Consider the following 17,481-nt stretch of genomic DNA (forward strand, 5'->3'; position numbering starts at 1 on the left):
CCTGCGCGCTCCCGCGGCCGGGCCGGTGCCTCACAGGGCGGACAGCGGCCCGGACGTCAGGGGCGGTGCGTCACAGGGTGCGCAGGAGCACCGCCGGGTGTTCCACACAGTCGGCGACATAGCGCAGGAAGCCGCCCGCCGTGCCGCCGTCGCACACCCGGTGGTCGAAGGTGAGCGAGAGCTGTACGACCTGACGCACGGCCAGCTCGCCTTCGTGCACCCATGGCTTGGGGACGATGCGGCCGACGCCGAGCATGGCCGCCTCCGGGTGGTTGATGATCGGTGTGGAGCCGTCGACGCCGAACACCCCGTAGTTGTTCAACGTGAAGGTTCCGCCGGTGAGTTCCCCGGGTGTCAGGGTGCCGGTGCGGGCCGCCTCGGTGAGCCGGGCGAACTCGGCGGTCAGCGACTCGGCGTCGCGCGCGTGGGCGTCCCGGACGACGGGCACGACCAACCCGCGGTCGGTCTGCGCGGCGAAGCCGAGGTGGACCTGTTCGAGCCGGACGATCTCGCGGGCCTCGGTGTCCACGGTGGAGTTCAGCTCGGGGAACCGGGCCAGTGCGGCGGTGCAGATCCGGGCGAGCAGCGCGAGCAGGGAGATCTTGGGGCCCCCGGCGGCGTTCATCGCGGCCCGCGCCCGCATGAGTTCCGTCGCGTCGGCGTCGACCCAGCAGGTCGCGTCCGGGATCTCCCGGCGGCTGCGGGACAGCTTGTCGGCGACGGCACCGCGGACGCCCTTGAGCGGGACACGGGTGCCGTCCCGCGGGGTGCCGGCGGGCGTCGGCCGTACCGTGGCCGCTGTGGCGTGGCCGTGGTCCGCCGGTGCGGTGGCCTGGTTCAGCGGCTGGGCCGTCGCCGGGCCTGCGGCCCTGGCCCGCAGGGCGCCCTCGACGTCCGCGCGCAGGATGAGCCCCTCGGGGCCGGAGCCGGACAGCTGCCTGAGGTCCAGGCCGTTGTCCCGGGCGAGCCTGCGCACCAGCGGCGAGATGACGGGCACCGGGCCGGTGGCCGCCGCGGGCCGCGCGGGCGCGTGGCCGGGTGCGGCAGCGGCCGGGGCGGGGGTGGCGGCGGCCGGGGCGGGCGCGGGGCGCTCCGCCGGCACCGGCGCCGTGGCGGCCGTACGCACCCTGCGGCGCCGGGGCGGCGCCTCGGAGGTGCCGTAGCCGACCAGGACGTTCCCCGAGCCCTCGGGGGCCGCCGACGGTTCGCCGACGGCAACGGTCAGCAGCGGGGCGCCGACGGGCAGTTCGGTGCCCTCCTCGCCGAAGCGGGCGGTGACCACACCGCCGTAAGGGCAGGGCACCTCGACCATCGCCTTGGCCGTCTCGACCTCGACCACGGGCTGGTCGATGGCGACGACATCGCCGACCTGGACCAGCCAGCGGACGATCTCCGCCTCGGTGAGCCCCTCGCCGAGGTCGGGCAGCTTGAACTCCAGCACCTGTGCCATCAGCCCTCGGCCTCCCACTGGAGCCTCGCCACGGCGTCCAGGATGCGGTCGACGCCGGGCAGGTGGTGCCGCTCCAGCATGGGCGGCGGGTAGGGGATGTCGAACCCGGCCACGCGCAGCACGGGCGCCTCCAGATGGTGGAAGCAGCGCTCGGTGATCCGGGCCGCGATCTCGCCGCCCGGTCCGCCGAACCCGGTGGACTCGTGGACGACGACCGCGCGGCCGGTGCGCCGGACGGACGCGCAGACCGTCTCGTCGTCGAACGGCACCAGGGAGCGCAGGTCGACGACCTCCAGGTCCCAGCCCTCGGCCTGGGCGGCCTCGGCGGCCTCCAGGCAGACCGGCAGGGAGGGGCCGTAGGTGATGAGGGTGGCGCTGCGGCCGGCGCGGCGGACGACCGCCCGTCCGATGGGCTCCACGTCTGTGGGCTGCTCGGGGTTCCAGGAGTCCTTGGACCAGTACAGCCGCTTGGGTTCCAGGAAGACGACCGGGTCGTCGGAGGCGATGGCCTGGCGCAGCAGGCCGTAGGCGTCGGCGACGGTCGCGGGCGTGACGACGTGCAGGCCCGGGGTGGCCATGTAGTAGGCCTCGGACGAGTCGCTGTGGTGCTCGACACCGCCGATGCCGCCGCCGTAGGGGACACGGACGGTGATCGGCAGCGGCATCCGGCCGCGCGTGCGGTTGCGCATCCGCGAGACATGGCTGATCAGCTGCTCGAACGCCGGGTAGGCGAAGGCGTCGAACTGCATCTCCACGACCGGGCGCAGCCCGTACATGGCCATGCCGACGGCGGTGCCGAGGATGCCGGCCTCGGCGAGCGGGGTGTCGGTGCAGCGGTCCTCGCCGAACTCCTTGGCGAGGCCGTCGGTGACCCGGAAGACACCGCCGAGGGCGCCGACGTCCTCGCCCATGACGTGCACGGTGGGGTCGGCGGCCATGGCGTCGCGCAGCGCGCGGGTGAGGGCCTGGGCCATGGTGGCGGGCTTGACGGCGACGGTGGTCATCGGGCGCCGCCTTCCTGCGCGCCGTGCTGCTCCTGCTCGGCCGCCAGCTCGGCGCGCAACAGGGCACGCTGCTCACGCAGCTGGGCCGTGGTCTCGGCGTAGACGTGGTCGAAGAGGTCCATGGGGTTCAGCTCGGGGTCCCGGTTCATGCCGTCGCGCAGGGAGGCGGCCATCGTCTCGGCTTCCTGCCGGACGGCCTCGATGCCGGCCTGGTCGATCAGCCCGCGCGCGGTCAGCTCGGCCTCCAGCAGCTCGATCGGGTCATGGGCGCGCCATGCCTCGACCTCGGTGTCACCCCGGTAGCGGGTGGCGTCGTCGGCGTTGGTGTGGGCATCGATGCGGTACGTCACCGCCTCGACCAGGGTGGGGCCGCCGCCCGCGCGGGCGTGCCGTACGGCGTCGCTGAGGACCTCGTGGACGGCGATGGCGTCGTTGCCGTCGACCAGCCGGCCCGGCATGCCGTAGCCGACGGCCTTGTGCGCCAGGGAAGGCGCGGCGGTCTGCTTGGCGAGCGGGACCGAGATGGCGAAGCCGTTGTTCTGGACCAGGAAGACGACCGGTGCCTGCCAGACGGCGGCGAAGTTCAGCGCCTCGTGGAAGTCGCCCTCGCTGGTGCCGCCGTCCCCGACCATGGCGAGCGCGACGACGTCGTCGCCCTTGAGGCGGGCCGCGTGCGCCAGACCGACGGCGTGCGGCAGCTGGGTGGCCAGCGGGGTGCTGAGGGGGGCGACGCGGTGGGCGTAGGGGTCGTAGCCGCTGTGCCAGTCGCCGCGCAGCAGGGTGAGGGCCTCGACGGGGTCCACGCCCCGGGCGACGACGGCGAGGGTGTCCCGGTAGCTGGGAAAGAGCCAGTCGCGCTCCTGGAGGGCCAGCGCGGCGGCCACCTCACAGGCCTCCTGGCCGGTGCTGGAGGGGTAGACGGCGAGGCGGCCCTGCTTGGTGAGCGCGGTGGCCTGCGTGTTGTAGCGGCGGCCGCGCACCAGTTGGGCGTGGAGTCGGCGCAGCAGCTCCGGGTCGGCCTTGGCGGCCGCCTCGGTGCCGAGGACGCGGTAGGGCTCGGCGTCGGGCAGCAGTGGCGCGGGGTCCATACGGGGCTGCCAGGCGGGCGGCGGGGCGGGCCGGTAGGCACCCCGCTGCTCCATCACCGTCATGACGGCACCTCCTCGTGGAAGCGGCTACGGGAGGCGCGTCGGCTGTGACCCGCCTCACCTACCGATTGTTCGGTCGACGGCACATTTTGGCTACAGGCCCCACCAGGCTGTGGACAAACGGTTCTCCACAGCCTGGAATGAACGCAGGACGTCCACAGCGATGAAGCGGGGGGACATGGCACCTGAACAAATGGCCGACGCGCCGTACGACGCGGCACGGGACATGTCCCAGGAGGGCGGTGTGCTGCCGCCGCCGCGCCCGCTGGACGCCATCGATCAGGACATCCTGAAGATCCTCCAGGCGGACGGCCGTGCCTCGATACGGTCCGTCGCCGAACGCGTCCACGTCTCGCGCGCCAACGCCTACGCGCGGATCAACCGGCTCGTCGAGGACGGCGTGATCCGCGGGTTCAGCGCGCGGGTGGACCATGAACGCGCCGGGCACGGCACCTCGGCGTACATCACGCTGAAGATCGTGCAGAACAGCTGGCGCACGGTCCGCGAGCAGCTGCGGCAGCTGCCCGGCGCCTCACACATCGCCCTCGTGGGCGGCGACTTCGACGTGCTGCTCCTGGTGCACACGCCCGACAACCGGGCGCTGCGCGAGCTGGTGCTCACCCGGCTCCAGGCGATCCCGGAGGTGCTGAGCACCCGCACCCTGCTGGTGTTCGAGGAGGAGGACCTGGAGCCGGATTCCTGAGCCGGACCCGAGGGCCGGCTCAGCCCGCCCTCAGCCCGCCCTCAGCCCCGCTCCAGGCCGGCGAATCAGCCCTGCTCCAGGCCGGCGAATCAGTCCTGCTCCAGGCGGGCGAATCAGTCCTGCTTCAGGCCGGTGAAGACCAGCCGGACGACCGCGTCGGCCACCTCCCGGCCGCTGGCGCCCCGCGCCTCCGGCCGGTACCACTCCACAATAGAGTTGATCATGCCGAAGACGAGTCGGGTGGCGAGCCGCACCTCCACGTCGTCGCGTACGTCGCCGTCGGCGGCGGCCGCCTTCAGCAGTTCGGCGACCTGGTGGTCGAAGTCCCGGCGGCGATCCAGCGCCCACCGCTCGGTGGCGGTGTTGCCGCGCACGCGCAGCAGCAGCGTCACATAGGGCAGCTCCGCTATGAGCACCTCGACCATGCGCCGTACGACGTGCTCCAGCCGGTCGACGGGCCGCCCCACGCGCGCGTGCTCCTCGCCCAGGATGCCGAACAGGCCGTCCAGGGCGCGGCTGACGGCCCGCCGCAGCAGCTCTTCCTTGCCGCTGACGTGGTGGTAGATCGACGACTTGGAGATGCCCGCAGCCTTGGACAGATGCTCCATGGACGTGCCGTCGTAGCCGCGCTGGTTGAAGACCTGGACGGCGACCGAGAGCAGTGTCTCGGGCGTGTAGGTGTCGCGCTTGGGGGTGGTCATTCCGCGCCCTCCCGGTTCTCGGCCGCGCATGCGTGGCGGTAGAGCGCGAGGGAGGGCGCGTAGCGCCCGGAGGGGTCGCGCTCGTGCATCTCGTCCAGGACCTCGAAGGCGAACTCGCGGCCGAGCCGGCGGTCCCACTCGAAGGGACCGAGCGGGTAGTTGACCCCCAGCCGCATGGCGGTGTCGATGTCCTCCTCGGTGGCCACGCCCTTGGCGACCGCGTCGTGCGCGAGGTCGATGATCCGGGCGACCGTACGGGCGACGATCATGCCGGGGACGTCCCCGATGACGCTGACGTCCTTGCCGAGCGCCTGGAACAGCCCGACGGCCTCGGCGAGGGTGCGGGGCGAGGTGTCCTGGCAAGTGGAGAGGGCGATACGGGTGGCCGCGCGGTAGTCCAGCGCGAGGTCGAAGTAGACGACGTCGCGGAACTCCACGGAGGTCTGGCCGTCGGCCAGCACCAGCTGGCCGCCGCTGGGCAGCACCAGACGGGTGCCGTTGTCCTCGTCCTCCTCACGGACCTGGAGGCCCGCCTCCCGGACCAGTGTGAGCACCTCGCGCGCGGGGCCGAGATCGCCCTCGGCGACGACGTACGCGGGCGGCTGCTCCTTGTCGGCGGTGTGCGGCTCGGGCCGCTCGGCGCCGTCGGCGTAGTCGTACCAGCCGTGTCCGCTCTTGCGGCCGAGCCGGCCGGACTCCACGAGCCTGCGCTGGGCCAGGGACGGGGTGAAGCGCACGTCCTGGAAGAAGGACTGCCACACCGAGTGGGTGACGGACTCGTTGACGTCCTGGCCGATCAGGTCGGTCAGTTCGAAGGCGCCCATCCTGAAGCCACCGCACTCGCGCAGCACCGCGTCGATGGTGGCCGGGTCGGCGGCCTGCGCCTCGTAGACGGCGAACGCCTCGGCGTAGAACGGCCGGGCGATGCGGTTGACGATGAATCCGGGCGTGTCCGCGCAGGCCACCGGGGTCTTGCCCCAGGCGCGGGCGGTCTCGTACGCGCGGGTGGCCGAGGTGACGTCGGTGGCGAAGCCGGAGACGACCTCGACCAGCGGGAGCAGCGGGGCCGGGTTGAAGAAGTGCAGGCCCACGAAGCGGCCGGGCCGGCGCAGGGCGCCGCCGATGGCCGTGACGGACAGGGAGGAGGTGTTGGTGGCGAGCAGACAGTCCTCGGCGACGATCTCCTCCAGCTCGCGGAAGAGCTGCTGCTTGATGTCCAGCCGCTCCAGCACGGCCTCGACGACCAGCGCGCAGTCCGCCAGTCCGGACAGGTCGTCCACCGGCGTCAGCCGGGCGCGGGCCGCGTCCCGCTCGGCGTCGCCGAGCCGGCCCTTGGCCGCGAGCCGGTCGAGGCGGGCGCCGATCGCTTCGGCCGCCTCCCGGGCCCGCCCGGCGACGGCGTCGTAGAGCCGCACGGGGTGGCCGGCGACCAGCGCGACCTGGGCGATGCCCTGGCCCATGGTGCCGGTGCCGACGACGGCGACGGGGCTGTTGAGGTCGAGTGCTGTCATGTGCGCGATCCTCCCGCACGGGGTTTTCCACAGATGCGGCAGGCCCCCTTGTCCCGACCGATCGTTCGGTTACTCTAGCTCTGACCGGCTGTTCCCGCCCCTGTTTCTGCCCAGGTCATGAACTCGACGAAGAGTTCCCCCAGACGAGGAGTTGGTCCCTCATGGCCGCCGTACCGACCGCGCCCGAGCTGATCGCGAAGCACCGGCCCACTCTCGACCAGGCCCTGGAAGCGATCCGCACGCGTGCGTACTGGTCCCCGCACCCCGAGCACCCGAAGGCGTACGGCGAGCACGGCAGCCTGGACGCCGCCGCGGGCAAGGCCGCCTTCGACGCCCTGCTGGGCACCCGTGTCGACCTCGGTCAGCCGGGCACCGACGACTGGGTGGGCGGCGAGGTCTCGCCGTACGGCATCGAGCTGGGCGTCACGTACCCGCACGCGGACCTGGACGTGCTGCTGCCCGCGATGAAGGCGGGCCAGGGGGCCTGGCGGGACGCGGGCGCGGAGGTCCGGGCCGTGGTCTGCCTGGAGATCCTCAAGCGGATCAGCGACCGCACCCACGAGTTCGCGCACGCCGTCATGCACACCAGCGGACAGGCGTTCATGATGGCGTTCCAGGCGGGCGGCCCGCACGCCCAGGACCGCGGCCTGGAAGCGGTGGCGTACGCGTACGCGGAGCAGGTCCGCACCCCGGGCACGGCGGAGTGGAGCAAGCCGCAGGGCAAGCGGGACCCGCTGGTCCTCACCAAGCACTTCACGCCGGTTCCGCGCGGCATCGGCCTGGTCATCGGCTGCAACACCTTCCCGACGTGGAACGGCTACCCGGGCCTGTTCGCCTCCCTCGCGACCGGCAACGCCGTCCTGGTCAAGCCGCACCCGCGCGCGGTGCTGCCGCTCGCGCTGACCGTGCAGGTGGCCCGGGAGGTGCTCACCGAGGCGGGCTTCGACCCCAACCTGGTGGCGCTGGCGGCCGAGCGCCCGGGAGAGGGCATCGCCAAGACCCTCGCCACCCGCCCCGAGATCAGGATCATCGACTACACCGGCTCGACGGCCTTCGGCGACTGGCTGGAGACCCACGCCCGCCAGGCGCAGGTCTACACGGAGAAGGCCGGCGTCAACACGGTGATCGTGCACTCCACCAGTGACTACAAGGGCATGCTGTCCAACCTGGCGTTCTCGCTGTCCCTGTACAGCGGCCAGATGTGCACCACCCCGCAGAACCTGCTCATCCCCCGGGACGGCATCCGCACCGACGAGGGCCCCAAGACCTTCGACGAGGTCGCCGCCGACCTCGCCCGCGCGGTCGACGGCCTGCTCGGCGACGACGCCCGCGCGAACGCCCTGCTGGGCGCCATCGTCAACCCGGACGTCAAGGCCCGCCTGGAGGCCGCGGCCGGTCTCGGCGAGGTCGCCCTCGCCTCCCGCGAGATCAGCAACCCGGAGTTCCCGGACGCCGTCGTCCGCACGCCCGTCATCGTCAAGCTGGACGGCGCCAAGCCCGACGACCAGGCCGCCTACATGAGCGAGTGCTTCGGCCCCGTCTCCTTCGCCGTCGCGGTCGACTCGGTGACCGACGCGGTGGAGCTGCTGCGGCGCACGGTCCGCGAGAAGGGCGCGATGACGGTCGGCGCGTACACCACCGACGCCGAGGTCGAGCGGGCGATCGAGGAGGTCTGCCTGGAGGAGGCCGCCCAGCTGTCCCTCAACCTCACCGGCGGGGTGTACGTCAACCAGACCGCCGCCTTCTCCGACTTCCACGGCTCGGGCGGCAACCCGGCGGCCAACGCCGCACTGTGCGACGGCGCCTTCGTGGCCAACCGGTTCCGGGTGGTGGAGGTCCGCCGCGAGGGCTGACGGGAGGGCCGAAGAACCCCCGGGCTAGGAAGCCGGGGGTGCGCCCCCGGTGAGGCTCCAGTGGTACAGCGTCATCGCCACGCTGGTGGCGAGGTTGTAGCTGGAGACCTGGGGGCGCATCGGCAGCCGCAGCAGATGGTCGGCACGCGCGCGCAGCTCGGCCGAGAGCCCGCTGCGCTCCGAGCCGAACGCCAGGACGGCGTCGTCGGGCAGCGCGGTGCCGCGGATGTCCCGGCCCTCGGGGTCCAGGGCGAACAGCGGCCCCGCGGGCAGCTCCTCGACGCCGAGCCGCTCCACGACGGTCGCGAAGTGCAGGCCCGCGCCGCCGCGCACCACCGTGGGGTGCCAGGGGTCGAGCGTGCCCGTGGTGACCACCCCGGTCGCCCCGAACCCGGCGGCCAGCCGGATCACGGCGCCCGCGTTGCCGAGGTTGCGCGGGTTGTCCAGGACCACGACCGGCGCGGTGCGGGGCGTGCGGGCGAGCGTCCGCAGCCCGGCCTCGCGGGACGGTCGTACGGCGAGGGCGGCGACCCCGGTCGGATGCGGGCGCGGGACGAGCGAGGCGTACGTCTGCGCGGACACCTCGGTCAGCAGCGCGTCCAGCGTGTCCCGCACGTCCTCGGCCAGCTCCGCGGCGAGCGCGAGTGCGGCCCCCCGGTCGATGGCGACCGCGACCGGCACCTCGGCACCGAAGCGCAGCGCATGCTTCAGGGCGTGGAAGCCGTCCAGCAGCACGGCATCACCGGCGTGCTCGCGCCAGCGGATCAGCGGGTCGGTCATGCGGTGAACCCTACGGGTCCGGGCGCGCTCTCCTCGGGGCTCGCACCGGGGCTCGTCCCGGAGTCCGTCTCGGGGCTCGCTTCGGAGCGCGGCGCGGGCACCGCGCCGTCACCCTGCCCGGCGAACCGCCCACGCGCGCGCAGCGCCAGCGCCTGGATCCGGCGCAGGAAGGACGTCGGCAGGAAGACCGCGTCCGCGGTGATCATCGCCAGGGAGAAGAACGGCAGACCGAGGACGACCGCGATCACCGCGTGCTCGGCCATCATCAGCACCAGCAGGACGTTCTTGACCCGCCGGTTGAACACCGTGAACGGGAAGGCGACCTGCACCATGACCGTGCCGTAGGCCGCGATCGTCATCATGATGCCGCTGGCCGACATCAGATCGGCGAGACCCGGCCAGGGCGTGAAGTAGTCCAGGTGCAGCGGGTAGTAGACGGCGGTGCCGTCCTGCCAGCGCGAGCCCTGGATCTTGTACCAGCCGGCCGTGGCGTAGATCAGGCACGCCTCCGCCGCGATCACGAACATGGCGCCGTTGTGCAGCACGTTCGCGATCACGTCCAGCAGGATCCGCGGCTGCGGCGACTTCGCCGCCCGGCGTCCGACCACCCACCACAGGCCGAGCCCGGCCCAGGCCGTCCACAGCAGCGCGGGGAGCAGCCAGCCGTTGTCGAACCGGCCGGTCGCCGTCACCGTGACCAGGGCCAGTCCGAGCACCGTCCACAGCGCGGGGCCCGTCCAGTCGGCGGGCACCCGCTCGCCCCGCTCCCGTGCCGCCGCCTCGCGTGCCGCCCGCCGGGCGTCCAGCGACCACAGCCGACCGCAGCGGGTGAACACCAGGTAGAAGGACATCAGGTGCAGCACGTTGTCGCCGCCGTCGCCCACGAAGACACTGCGGTTCTGGAGCGACAGCACGCCCACCATGAACAGCACCGACGCGGTCCGGGTGCGCCAGCCGAGCAGTAGGGCCGCGCTGGCCAGGATCGCCAGCACGTAGAAGCACTCGAACCAGAGCTGCCCGTCGGACCACAGCAGGGCCGTGAAGGCGTGGTTGTCGGTGGTCAGCTGCTTGGCGAGGTGCCAGCCCCAGGGGCCGGTGGGCCCGTACAGCTCCTGGCGGTGCGGGTACTCGCGGAGCAGGAACAGCAGCCAGGTCCCGGCGAAGCCGATACGGATCACGGCGCTCTGGTAGGGCGCGAGCGCCTCCCCGGTGACCTTGGCGATCCCACGCGAGAGAGTCAGGGAGAACCGGTTCACCGCACACCTCCGGCGGCCTCGTCGGCGGTCACCGTCCACCACGGCAGCACGCGGTAGACCGGCTTGTCGGGCACCTGTTCGTGGCTCCACTTCGGTGGCTGCACATTGGTGGTGACGGAACGGACCTGCACGCGCTGGATGACACCGTCGCGGCTGGTCGGATCGGTCCGGTAGAGCCGCATCACCACGATCCGGCGCACGTACTGCTCGGACAGCGAGCCGCGCATGCCGACCGGGCGGTTGTCGTTGGTGTGCGTGGCGACGAGGAAGTCCCAGGCACGGCGGACCTCGTTCTGCTGGGTGTGGCTGGGCAGCGGGTTGCCGTCGATCGCGGCACCGTCCTGCGCGGACAGGTCGATCCAGCCGGTGGTCCGCACACTGCCGTCCTTCATCTGCACCTCGGCGCGCACCTGGACGGCGATGTTCTGCTGGAGCGGGTTCGGTGCGAACAGCTTCCAGTTCTGCTCGAACTCCGGGTAGACCCAGTCCTCCACCATCGTGCCGTGCTGCTTGGTCACCGCGTTCGCGGGGGCGACGCTGAGGAACACCATCAGCAGATGCACCCCGGCGGCGACCGCGACCACCGCGAGCGCCAGCGCCGCCGCGACCTGGTAGCGGGGGGAGAGGGCGGCGACACCGGTGCGCGGCGGGGACGGCGGGGTCGGATCCGGCACCGGAACCTCGCCCGGCACCGGAGCGCCCCCTCCGGGCTGCTGGGCCGGGGTGTCCGGGGGCCCCGAGTCCTCGTCGTACGCGTCCATTGCGCCCCGTCCCCCGTTTCGGTCAGTGGTCAGCTCGATGTCCGGGCCGGCGCTTGGGCTGAGCGGGTGACACGGCCGCACCCTGGGCACCGCATGTGTCACGAGCACCTCTCCCTGCCCGGCACTAGCACGGAACGGTACTCAGCCCCCGGCACTCGGCGCAGCCCCGGGTGCGACCGAGGGCCGTGGCGCTCACCACGCAAGGCCGCCGCCGCTCGGCCGGCCCTACCCGTCCCCACCTGCTCGGCGCACTGATCCGCCGGGTTGTCCACAGGTGGCGCGGGGAGTTTTCCACAGCGGTTGACACCCCGCGGCGGCCCGGCACACCATGGATGCGCACGGACCGAACGATCGGTCGGGACGGAATCAATCACAGAGCCCGAGGTCAGGGGGACCGCATGGCCACAGCAGCCGCCGCGCAGCGCACGGCCGGCACGGAACCGGACGGCGCACCGGACGCCACCGTCGACACGACGGAGTACCAGCGCGCCTTCGACGCGGCCGTGGCCGCCGACGAGCGCATCGAACCGCGCGACTGGATGCCCGACGCCTACCGCTCGACCCTGGTCAGGCAGATCGCCCAGCACGCCCACTCCGAGATCATCGGCATGCAGCCGGAGGCGAACTGGATCACCCGCGCCCCCTCCCTGCGCCGCAAGGCCATCCTGATGGCCAAGGTCCAGGACGAGGCCGGCCACGGCCTGTATCTGTACAGCGCGGCCGAGACCCTCGGCGTCAGTCGCGAGGAGCTGCTCGACAAGCTGCACAGCGGCCGCCAGAAGTACTCCTCGATCTTCAACTACCCGACGCTGACCTGGGCCGACGTCGGCGCGATCGGCTGGCTGGTGGACGGCGCCGCGATCACCAACCAGGTCCCCCTGTGCCGCTGCTCGTACGGCCCGTACGCGCGCGCCATGGTGCGGATCTGCAAGGAGGAGTCCTTCCACCAGCGCCAGGGCTACGAGCTGCTGCTGGCCCTGAGCAAGGGCACCCCGGAGCAGCACGCGATGGCACAGGACGCGGTGGACCGCTGGTGGTGGCCCTCGCTGATGATGTTCGGCCCGCCCGACGACGAGTCCCAGCACTCGGCGCAGTCGATGGAGTGGAAGATCAAGCGCCATTCCAACGACGAGCTGCGCCAGCGTTTCGTCGACATCTGCGTCCCCCAGGCGGAGTCCCTCGGCCTCACCCTCCCCGACCCGGAGCTGCGGTGGAACGAGGAGCGCGGGCACCACGACTTCGGCCCGATCGACTGGACCGAGTTCTGGGACGTCCTCAAGGGCAACGGCCCGTGCAACGACCAGCGGATCACCCAGCGCCGGCGCGCACACGACGAGGGCGCGTGGGTCCGGGAGGCCGCCGCGGCGCACGCGGCCAAGCACACCGGCGCCCCTGCCGGGGCGGCACACGAGACAGGAGCAGCGCGAGCATGAGCAGCACCACCGACTGGCCCCTGTGGGAGGTCTTCGTGCGTTCCCGGCGCGGCCTGTCCCACACCCACGCCGGCAGCCTGCACGCCCCCGACGCCGAGCTGGCCCTGCGCAACGCCCGCGATCTGTACACCCGGCGCGGCGAGGGCGTGTCGATCTGGGTGGTCCCGGCCACCGCGATCACCGCGTCCTCCCCGGACGAGAAGGACCCGTTCTTCGAGCCGGCCGCCGACAAGCCCTACCGGCACCCGACCTTCTACGAGATCCCGGAAGGGGTGAAGCACCTGTGACCGCCACCGGACCCGCCACCGGCACCCCGCCCGAGCCCGGCACCACGCCCGAGCAAGCGGCCAACCCCGCAGCCGGCCCCGCCACCCTCCCGGTGGGCGCCGCGCTCGCGCTCGGTGACGACGCCCTGGTGCTCTCCCACCGCCTCGGGGAGTGGGCCGGACACGCCCCGGTGCTGGAGGAGGAGGTCGCCCTGGCCAACATCGCCCTGGACCTGCTCGGTCAGGCCCGGGTGCTGCTGTCCATGGTGGGCGACGAGGACGAACTGGCCTACCTCCGCGAGGAGCGGGCCTTCCGCAACCTCCAGCTGGTCGAGCAGCCGAACGGCGACTTCGCCCACACCATCGCCCGCCAGCTGTACTTCTCCACCTACCAGCATCTGCTCTTCACCGAACTCGCCGCCGGGGACGGCCCGTTCGCGCCGCTCGCCGCGAAGGCGGTGAAGGAGGTCGCCTACCACCGCGACCACGCCGAGCAGTGGACGCTGCGGCTGGGCGACGGCACGGCCACCAGCCAGGAGCGGATGCAGCGCGCCTGCGACGCGCTGTGGCGGTTCACCGGGGAGATGTTCCAGCCGGTGGAGGGCCTGGCCGTCGACTGGCCGGCCCTGGAGTCCCGCTGGCTGGAGTCGGTGACCGAGGTGCTCGGCCGGGCCACCCTGGCCGTCCCGGAGGGACCGCGCACCGGCGCCTGGTCGGCCGGGGCCGGCCGGCAGGGCCTGCACACCGAACCCTTCGGCCGGATGCTCGCCGAGATGCAGCACCTGCACCGCAGCCACCCGGGGGCGTCATGGTGACCGCCACCGCCCTGGAGGCGGAGCTGCTGGAGCTGGCCGGCTCGGTGCCCGACCCCGAGCTGCCCGTGCTCACGCTCCAGGAGCTGGGCGTGGTGCGCGCGGTGCACATCAGCGGCCCGGACGCGGTCGAGGTCGAGCTGACCCCGACCTACACCGGCTGCCCTGCCCTGGAGACGATGACCCTCGACATCGAACGGGTCCTGCACCAGCACGGCATGCGCGAGGTCACCGTGCGCAAGGTGCTCAGCCCCGCGTGGTCGACCGACGACATCAGCGAGGAAGGGCGCCGAAAGCTGCGGGAGTTCGGGATCGCTCCGCCCCGCGTGCGCAGCGCCGCCGGCCCGGTGCCGCTGGCCCTCGGCCCCACGCGCACCCTCGAGGCGGACAGCCCCACGCGCACCCTCGAGGCGGACACCGAGCCCGTCCACTGCCCGCACTGCGGTGCGGCCGAGACCGAGCTGCTGAGCCGGTTCTCCTCCACCGCCTGCAAGGCGCTGCGCCGGTGCCTGTCCTGCCGGGAACCGTTCGACCACTTCAAGGAGTTGTGATGGCCCGCTTCCACCCGCTCCCGGTGGCCGCGGTCGACCGGCTCACCGACGACTCCGTCGCCCTCACCTTCGCCGTCCCGCCCGGACTGCGCGAGGAGTACCGGCACGCACCCGGACAGCACCTCGCACTGCGTCGGCAGGCCGACGGCACGGAGATCCGGCGCACCTACTCGATCTGCTCCCCGGCGCCCGACCCGGCCGGACCGGGACCGGACACCCTCCAGGTCGGGGTGCGGCTGGTCGAGGGCGGGGCGTTCTCCACCTACGCGCTGAAGGAGATCGCCGTCGGGGACGAGCTGGAGGTGATGACCCCGGCCGGCCGCTTCACCCTGGAACCGGCCCCGGGGCTGTACGCGGCGATCGTCGGCGGCAGCGGCATCACACCGGTCCTGTCCATCGTCTCCACCCTGCTGGCCCGGGAGCCGGAGGCCCGGTTCTGCCTGATACGGAGCGACCGCACGGCCGCCTCGACGATGTTCCTGGAAGAGGTCGCCGATCTGAAGGACCGCTACCCGGAGCGGTTCCAGCTGGTGACCGTGCTCTCCCGGGAGGAGCAGCAGGCGGGCCTGCCGTCCGGGCGGCTGGACGAGGAGCGGCTGACCGGGCTGCTGCCCGCGCTGCTGCCGGTCGGACAGGTCGCGGGCTGGTTCCTGTGCGGGCCGTACGGGCTGGTGCAGGGCGCGGAGCGGACACTGCGCACGCTGGGCGTGGACGGCTCCCGGGTCCACCAGGAGATCTTCCATGTGGACGCGGGCTCGCCCCAGGCGGCCACGGCCCAGGCCCCCGCGCACAGCACCGTCACCGCCCGGCTCGACGGACGCGGCGGCTCGTGGCCGGTGCGGGACGGCGAGTCCCTGCTGGAGACGGTGCTGCGCAACCGCCCGGACGCGCCCTACGCCTGCAAGGGCGGGGTCTGCGGGACCTGCCGGGCCTTCGTGGTCTCGGGCGAGGTCCGGATGGACCGCAACTTCGCGCTGGAGAAGGAGGAGACGGAGGCCGGCTATGTCCTGGCGTGCCAGTCGCATCCGCTGACCGAGGAGGTGGAGCTGGACTTCGACCGCTGACGGAGACGCCCCGCCTCACCCCCGCCCCCCGCCTGTGACCGAGTGCTTCAGTCGGCGGATGAGCGCTTCAGCTGGCGAGTCGGTTCGCGGAGACCAGCCACCGCCAGCGTCGACGCTCCGTGACGAGGGTGGCGGCGACCAACAGGGTCACAGGGACCGCCGCCCAGGCGGGCCAGGCCAGCCAGGAGGAGACCACGGCCGCGACGAGTTGGAGCAGCACCAGCAGGATCGTGGCCCAGCCCGGCACCGCGATGATCACATTGGCCTTGTCCCCCGGGGTGGAGAACAGCGTCGGAAGGCCGATCAGGACCAGCACGGACAGGGCGGCGAGCAGGACCGAGTGGCCGGCCAGGGCCCAGGGGGTGGCCACCCACGCGACGAGTTCCGCCGCGAAGCGCAGGGCGGACGCAGCGCGGTCGTCCGGTCGTCTCGAGGTTGGTGCCCCACCAGCAGCGTCGGTCACCAGCGGACGATCTCATGGCGCGTGGCTGACTGCCAGAGGTGGGGACGCCTCCGCCGTTCCCTTCTCCTAGAACCTGTTCTATCTTGACGGGCCGTCAGATGCTGTGTCGGACGGATCGGATGTCGGTTTCCGCCGGGAGGACAGGCCGTGGACTTCACCTTCAGCGAGGAACAGCGGGCGGCGGCCGAGGCGGCGCGGGGGGTGTTCGCCGGGGTCGCGCCGGATGCGGTGCCCAGCCCGGCCCTCACCACCGGTGCCGTGGCCGAGGACTTCGACCGGGAGCTGTGGTCCCGGCTCGCCGGCGCGGACCTGCTGAGCCTGCTGCTCGACGAGGCGCACGGAGGCGCCGGGTTGGACGCCATCGCGCTCTGCCTGGTGCTGCGCGAAGCGGCGAAGGTCCTCGCGCGGGTGCCGCTGCTGGAGCACAGCGCCGCCGCCGCGGCCGTACAGACCTACGGCGACCGGGAGTTGGCGCAGCGGCTGCTGCCCCGGGCGGGGCGGGGCGAGCTGGTGCTCACCGTCGCGGCGCACGGCCGTACCGGCCACGAGCCGGCCGAACTCGCCGTCGGTGCGCGGCGGGAGGGCTCGGCATGGGTGCTGGACGGGGTGCAGACGGCGGTGCCGTGGGCGTACGACGCGGACCTCGTCGTCGTACCGGCGCACATCGGGGAGGCGGGGGCGGGGGCGGGGAGGACCGTGCTGGCGCTCGTGCCGCGCGAGGGGGACGGGGTGGCCCTCGCCGAGCAGGTGTCCACCAGCGGGGAGCGGCTGGCCGAGCTGCGGCTCACCTCCGCCCGGATCGGCGCGGACGAGGTCATCGAGGCCGAGGGGGCGTGGGAGTGGCTGCACGCGCTCCTCGCCACCGGGATCTGCGCGCTGGCGCTCGGGCTGGGTGAGCGGGTGCTGCGGATGACCAGCGAGTACACCGGAAAGCGCGAGCAGTTCGGGTATCCGCTCGCCACCTTCCAGGCGGTGGCCGTCCAGGCCGCGGACCGGTACATCGACCTGCGCGCCATGGAGGCCACGCTCTGGCAGGCGGCGTGGCGGATCGCCTCGGGGGCACCGGGGGCGCTGCCCGCCGCCGGGGACGTCGCCGTGGCGAAGATCTGGGCGGCGGAAGGCGTGCGCCGGGTGGTGCAGACGGCACAGCATCTGCACGGCGGGTTCGGCGCGGACACCGACTACCCGCTGCACCGCTATCACGCCTGGGCCAAGCACCTGGAGCTGGCGCTGGGCCCCGCGGCGGCGTACGAGGAGCGGCTCGGGGACCTGCTGGCCGCCCACCCCCTGGGCTGACGGCCACGCACTCCGGCGCCGGACCGGATCAAACAGAACCGGACCGAACCGGACCAGACCGGCGCGATCCGGATCGGAGTCGGAGTCGGGGTCTACAGGACGTGACCCGGGTGGCCCTCGTCCGTGATCACCGGGCGGCCCGCGGCCTGCCAGACCTGCATGCCGCCGTCGACGTTCACGGCGTCGAGACCCTGCTGCACCAGGTACATGGTGACCTGGGCGGAGCGGCCGCCGGAGCGGCAGATGACATGGACGCGGCCGTCCTGCGGGGCGGCCTCGGTCAGCTCGCCGTACCGGGCCACAAAGTCGCTGAGGGGGATGTGCAGCGCCCCCTCGGCGTGGCCCGCCTGCCACTCGTCGTCCTCGCGGACGTCCAGCAGGAAGTCGCCGTCCTTGAGGTCCGTGACCTCGACCGTGGGCACACCAGCT

Annotated in this window: 18 protein-coding genes; 8 read left to right on the forward strand and 10 right to left on the reverse strand. The window is 72.9% G+C overall.

The window, feature by feature from the left end:
* Positions 1-70: 70 nt before the first annotated feature.
* Genes ACWCV9_RS20245 through pdhA form a run of 3 tightly spaced genes read right to left on the reverse strand, consistent with a single transcriptional unit; the run spans position 71 to position 3,605 of the window.
* Positions 71-1,450 (reverse strand): dihydrolipoamide acetyltransferase family protein, encoded by a 1,380-nt coding sequence (locus ACWCV9_RS20245; protein WP_450788370.1) that lies wholly within the window; start codon positions 1,448-1,450, stop codon positions 71-73.
* Positions 1,450-2,454 carry an alpha-ketoacid dehydrogenase subunit beta gene (locus ACWCV9_RS20250; protein WP_385841614.1) on the reverse strand — a complete coding sequence of 335 codons (1,005 nt, stop codon included), beginning with the start codon at positions 2,452-2,454 and terminating at the stop codon, positions 1,450-1,452. The genes ACWCV9_RS20245 and ACWCV9_RS20250 overlap by 1 nt, the downstream gene beginning before the upstream one ends.
* The gene (gene pdhA, locus ACWCV9_RS20255) at positions 2,451-3,605 is read right to left on the reverse strand and encodes a pyruvate dehydrogenase (acetyl-transferring) E1 component subunit alpha (RefSeq protein WP_450788373.1); all 1,155 of its coding nucleotides are present in this window, start codon (positions 3,603-3,605) and stop codon (positions 2,451-2,453) included. Before pdhA ends, ACWCV9_RS20250 begins: the two co-directional genes overlap by 4 nt.
* Positions 3,606-3,780: 175 nt before the next feature.
* Between pdhA and ACWCV9_RS20260 the strand changes: the two genes are divergently transcribed.
* Positions 3,781-4,305 carry an Lrp/AsnC family transcriptional regulator gene (locus ACWCV9_RS20260; RefSeq protein WP_450788374.1) on the forward strand — a complete coding sequence of 175 codons (525 nt, stop codon included), beginning with the start codon at positions 3,781-3,783 and terminating at the stop codon, positions 4,303-4,305.
* A gap of 113 nt (positions 4,306-4,418) precedes the next feature.
* Here the strand turns inward: ACWCV9_RS20260 and ACWCV9_RS20265 are convergent, their stop codons facing one another.
* Complete coding sequence (locus ACWCV9_RS20265) at positions 4,419-5,006, reverse strand: TetR/AcrR family transcriptional regulator (RefSeq protein ID WP_450788376.1); 588 nt, start codon at positions 5,004-5,006, stop codon at positions 4,419-4,421.
* Positions 5,003-6,517: a 3-hydroxyacyl-CoA dehydrogenase gene (locus ACWCV9_RS20270; RefSeq protein WP_450788378.1), complete on the reverse strand. Its 1,515-nt coding sequence runs from the start codon at positions 6,515-6,517 to the stop codon at positions 5,003-5,005. The genes ACWCV9_RS20265 and ACWCV9_RS20270 overlap by 4 nt, the downstream gene beginning before the upstream one ends.
* Positions 6,518-6,678: 161 nt before the next feature.
* Here ACWCV9_RS20270 and paaN point away from each other — a divergent pair, with 161 nt between their 5' ends.
* A complete protein-coding gene (gene paaN, locus ACWCV9_RS20275) occupies positions 6,679-8,370 on the forward strand; it encodes a phenylacetic acid degradation protein PaaN (protein WP_450788379.1) in 1,692 nt (563 codons plus the stop codon).
* 24 nt (positions 8,371-8,394) lie between these two features.
* On the opposite strand, the gene ACWCV9_RS20280 is transcribed toward paaN, so the two are convergent.
* Genes ACWCV9_RS20280 through ACWCV9_RS20290 form a run of 3 tightly spaced genes read right to left on the reverse strand, consistent with a single transcriptional unit; the run spans position 8,395 to position 11,167 of the window.
* The gene (locus tag ACWCV9_RS20280; RefSeq protein WP_450788381.1) at positions 8,395-9,150 is read right to left on the reverse strand and encodes a TrmH family RNA methyltransferase; all 756 of its coding nucleotides are present in this window, start codon (positions 9,148-9,150) and stop codon (positions 8,395-8,397) included.
* Positions 9,147-10,406 (reverse strand): HTTM domain-containing protein, encoded by a 1,260-nt coding sequence (locus ACWCV9_RS20285; protein WP_450788382.1) that lies wholly within the window; start codon positions 10,404-10,406, stop codon positions 9,147-9,149. The genes ACWCV9_RS20280 and ACWCV9_RS20285 overlap by 4 nt, the downstream gene beginning before the upstream one ends.
* A complete protein-coding gene (locus ACWCV9_RS20290) occupies positions 10,403-11,167 on the reverse strand; it encodes a DUF5819 family protein (protein WP_450788384.1) in 765 nt (254 codons plus the stop codon). The genes ACWCV9_RS20285 and ACWCV9_RS20290 overlap by 4 nt, the downstream gene beginning before the upstream one ends.
* Before the next feature lie 398 nt (positions 11,168-11,565).
* On the opposite strand from ACWCV9_RS20290, the gene paaA reads away from it, so the two are divergent.
* Genes paaA through ACWCV9_RS20315 form a run of 5 tightly spaced genes read left to right on the forward strand, consistent with a single transcriptional unit; the run spans position 11,566 to position 15,293 of the window.
* On the forward strand, positions 11,566-12,600 hold the full coding sequence (gene paaA / locus ACWCV9_RS20295) for a 1,2-phenylacetyl-CoA epoxidase subunit PaaA (protein ID WP_450788386.1): 1,035 nt from the start codon (positions 11,566-11,568) through the stop codon (positions 12,598-12,600).
* Entirely contained in the window at positions 12,597-12,887 is a 291-nt protein-coding gene (gene paaB / locus ACWCV9_RS20300) for a 1,2-phenylacetyl-CoA epoxidase subunit PaaB (RefSeq protein WP_385841602.1), read from the forward strand. Before paaA ends, paaB begins: the two co-directional genes overlap by 4 nt.
* Entirely contained in the window at positions 12,884-13,681 is a 798-nt protein-coding gene (gene paaC / locus ACWCV9_RS20305; protein ID WP_450788388.1) for a 1,2-phenylacetyl-CoA epoxidase subunit PaaC, read from the forward strand. The genes paaB and paaC overlap by 4 nt, the downstream gene beginning before the upstream one ends.
* Entirely contained in the window at positions 13,675-14,229 is a 555-nt protein-coding gene (paaD, locus tag ACWCV9_RS20310) for a 1,2-phenylacetyl-CoA epoxidase subunit PaaD (protein WP_450788389.1), read from the forward strand. The genes paaC and paaD overlap by 7 nt, the downstream gene beginning before the upstream one ends.
* Entirely contained in the window at positions 14,229-15,293 is a 1,065-nt protein-coding gene (locus ACWCV9_RS20315; protein ID WP_450788390.1) for a 2Fe-2S iron-sulfur cluster-binding protein, read from the forward strand. The genes paaD and ACWCV9_RS20315 overlap by 1 nt, the downstream gene beginning before the upstream one ends.
* Before the next feature lie 67 nt (positions 15,294-15,360).
* Here ACWCV9_RS20315 and ACWCV9_RS20320 read toward each other — a convergent pair whose 3' ends face one another.
* Positions 15,361-15,756, reverse strand: coding sequence for a hypothetical protein (locus tag ACWCV9_RS20320; RefSeq protein WP_450788392.1), 396 nt, complete (start codon positions 15,754-15,756; stop codon positions 15,361-15,363).
* Positions 15,757-15,903: 147 nt separating this feature from the next.
* Here ACWCV9_RS20320 and ACWCV9_RS20325 point away from each other — a divergent pair, with 147 nt between their 5' ends.
* Positions 15,904-17,052, forward strand: a complete 1,149-nt coding sequence (locus ACWCV9_RS20325) for an acyl-CoA dehydrogenase family protein (protein ID WP_450788394.1) — start codon at positions 15,904-15,906, stop codon at positions 17,050-17,052.
* A gap of 92 nt (positions 17,053-17,144) precedes the next feature.
* Here ACWCV9_RS20325 and ACWCV9_RS20330 read toward each other — a convergent pair whose 3' ends face one another.
* Positions 17,145-17,474, reverse strand: a complete 330-nt coding sequence (locus tag ACWCV9_RS20330; RefSeq protein WP_450788445.1) for a rhodanese-like domain-containing protein — start codon at positions 17,472-17,474, stop codon at positions 17,145-17,147.
* Positions 17,475-17,481: the final 7 nt, after the last annotated feature.

The organism is Streptomyces sp. NPDC001606, assembly GCF_053596835.1.

Excerpts from the sequence above, each read along its gene's own strand:
- ACWCV9_RS20245 (WP_450788370.1), bottom strand. The coding sequence starts at position 1,450 with ATGGCACAGGTGCTGGAGTTCAAGCTGCCCGACCTCGGCGAGGGGCTC.
- ACWCV9_RS20250 (WP_385841614.1), bottom strand. The coding sequence starts at position 2,454 with ATGACCACCGTCGCCGTCAAGCCCGCCACCATGGCCCAGGCCCTCACC.
- pdhA (WP_450788373.1), bottom strand. The coding sequence starts at position 3,605 with ATGACGGTGATGGAGCAGCGGGGTGCCTACCGGCCCGCCCCGCCGCCC.
- ACWCV9_RS20260 (WP_450788374.1), top strand. The coding sequence starts at position 3,781 with ATGGCACCTGAACAAATGGCCGACGCGCCGTACGACGCGGCACGGGAC.
- ACWCV9_RS20265 (WP_450788376.1), bottom strand. The coding sequence starts at position 5,006 with ATGACCACCCCCAAGCGCGACACCTACACGCCCGAGACACTGCTCTCG.
- ACWCV9_RS20270 (WP_450788378.1), bottom strand. The coding sequence starts at position 6,517 with ATGACAGCACTCGACCTCAACAGCCCCGTCGCCGTCGTCGGCACCGGC.
- paaN (WP_450788379.1), top strand. The coding sequence starts at position 6,679 with ATGGCCGCCGTACCGACCGCGCCCGAGCTGATCGCGAAGCACCGGCCC.
- ACWCV9_RS20280 (WP_450788381.1), bottom strand. The coding sequence starts at position 9,150 with ATGACCGACCCGCTGATCCGCTGGCGCGAGCACGCCGGTGATGCCGTG.
- ACWCV9_RS20290 (WP_450788384.1), bottom strand. The coding sequence starts at position 11,167 with ATGGACGCGTACGACGAGGACTCGGGGCCCCCGGACACCCCGGCCCAG.
- paaA (WP_450788386.1), top strand. The coding sequence starts at position 11,566 with ATGGCCACAGCAGCCGCCGCGCAGCGCACGGCCGGCACGGAACCGGAC.
- paaB (WP_385841602.1), top strand. The coding sequence starts at position 12,597 with ATGAGCAGCACCACCGACTGGCCCCTGTGGGAGGTCTTCGTGCGTTCC.
- paaD (WP_450788389.1), top strand. The coding sequence starts at position 13,675 with ATGGTGACCGCCACCGCCCTGGAGGCGGAGCTGCTGGAGCTGGCCGGC.
- ACWCV9_RS20315 (WP_450788390.1), top strand. The coding sequence starts at position 14,229 with ATGGCCCGCTTCCACCCGCTCCCGGTGGCCGCGGTCGACCGGCTCACC.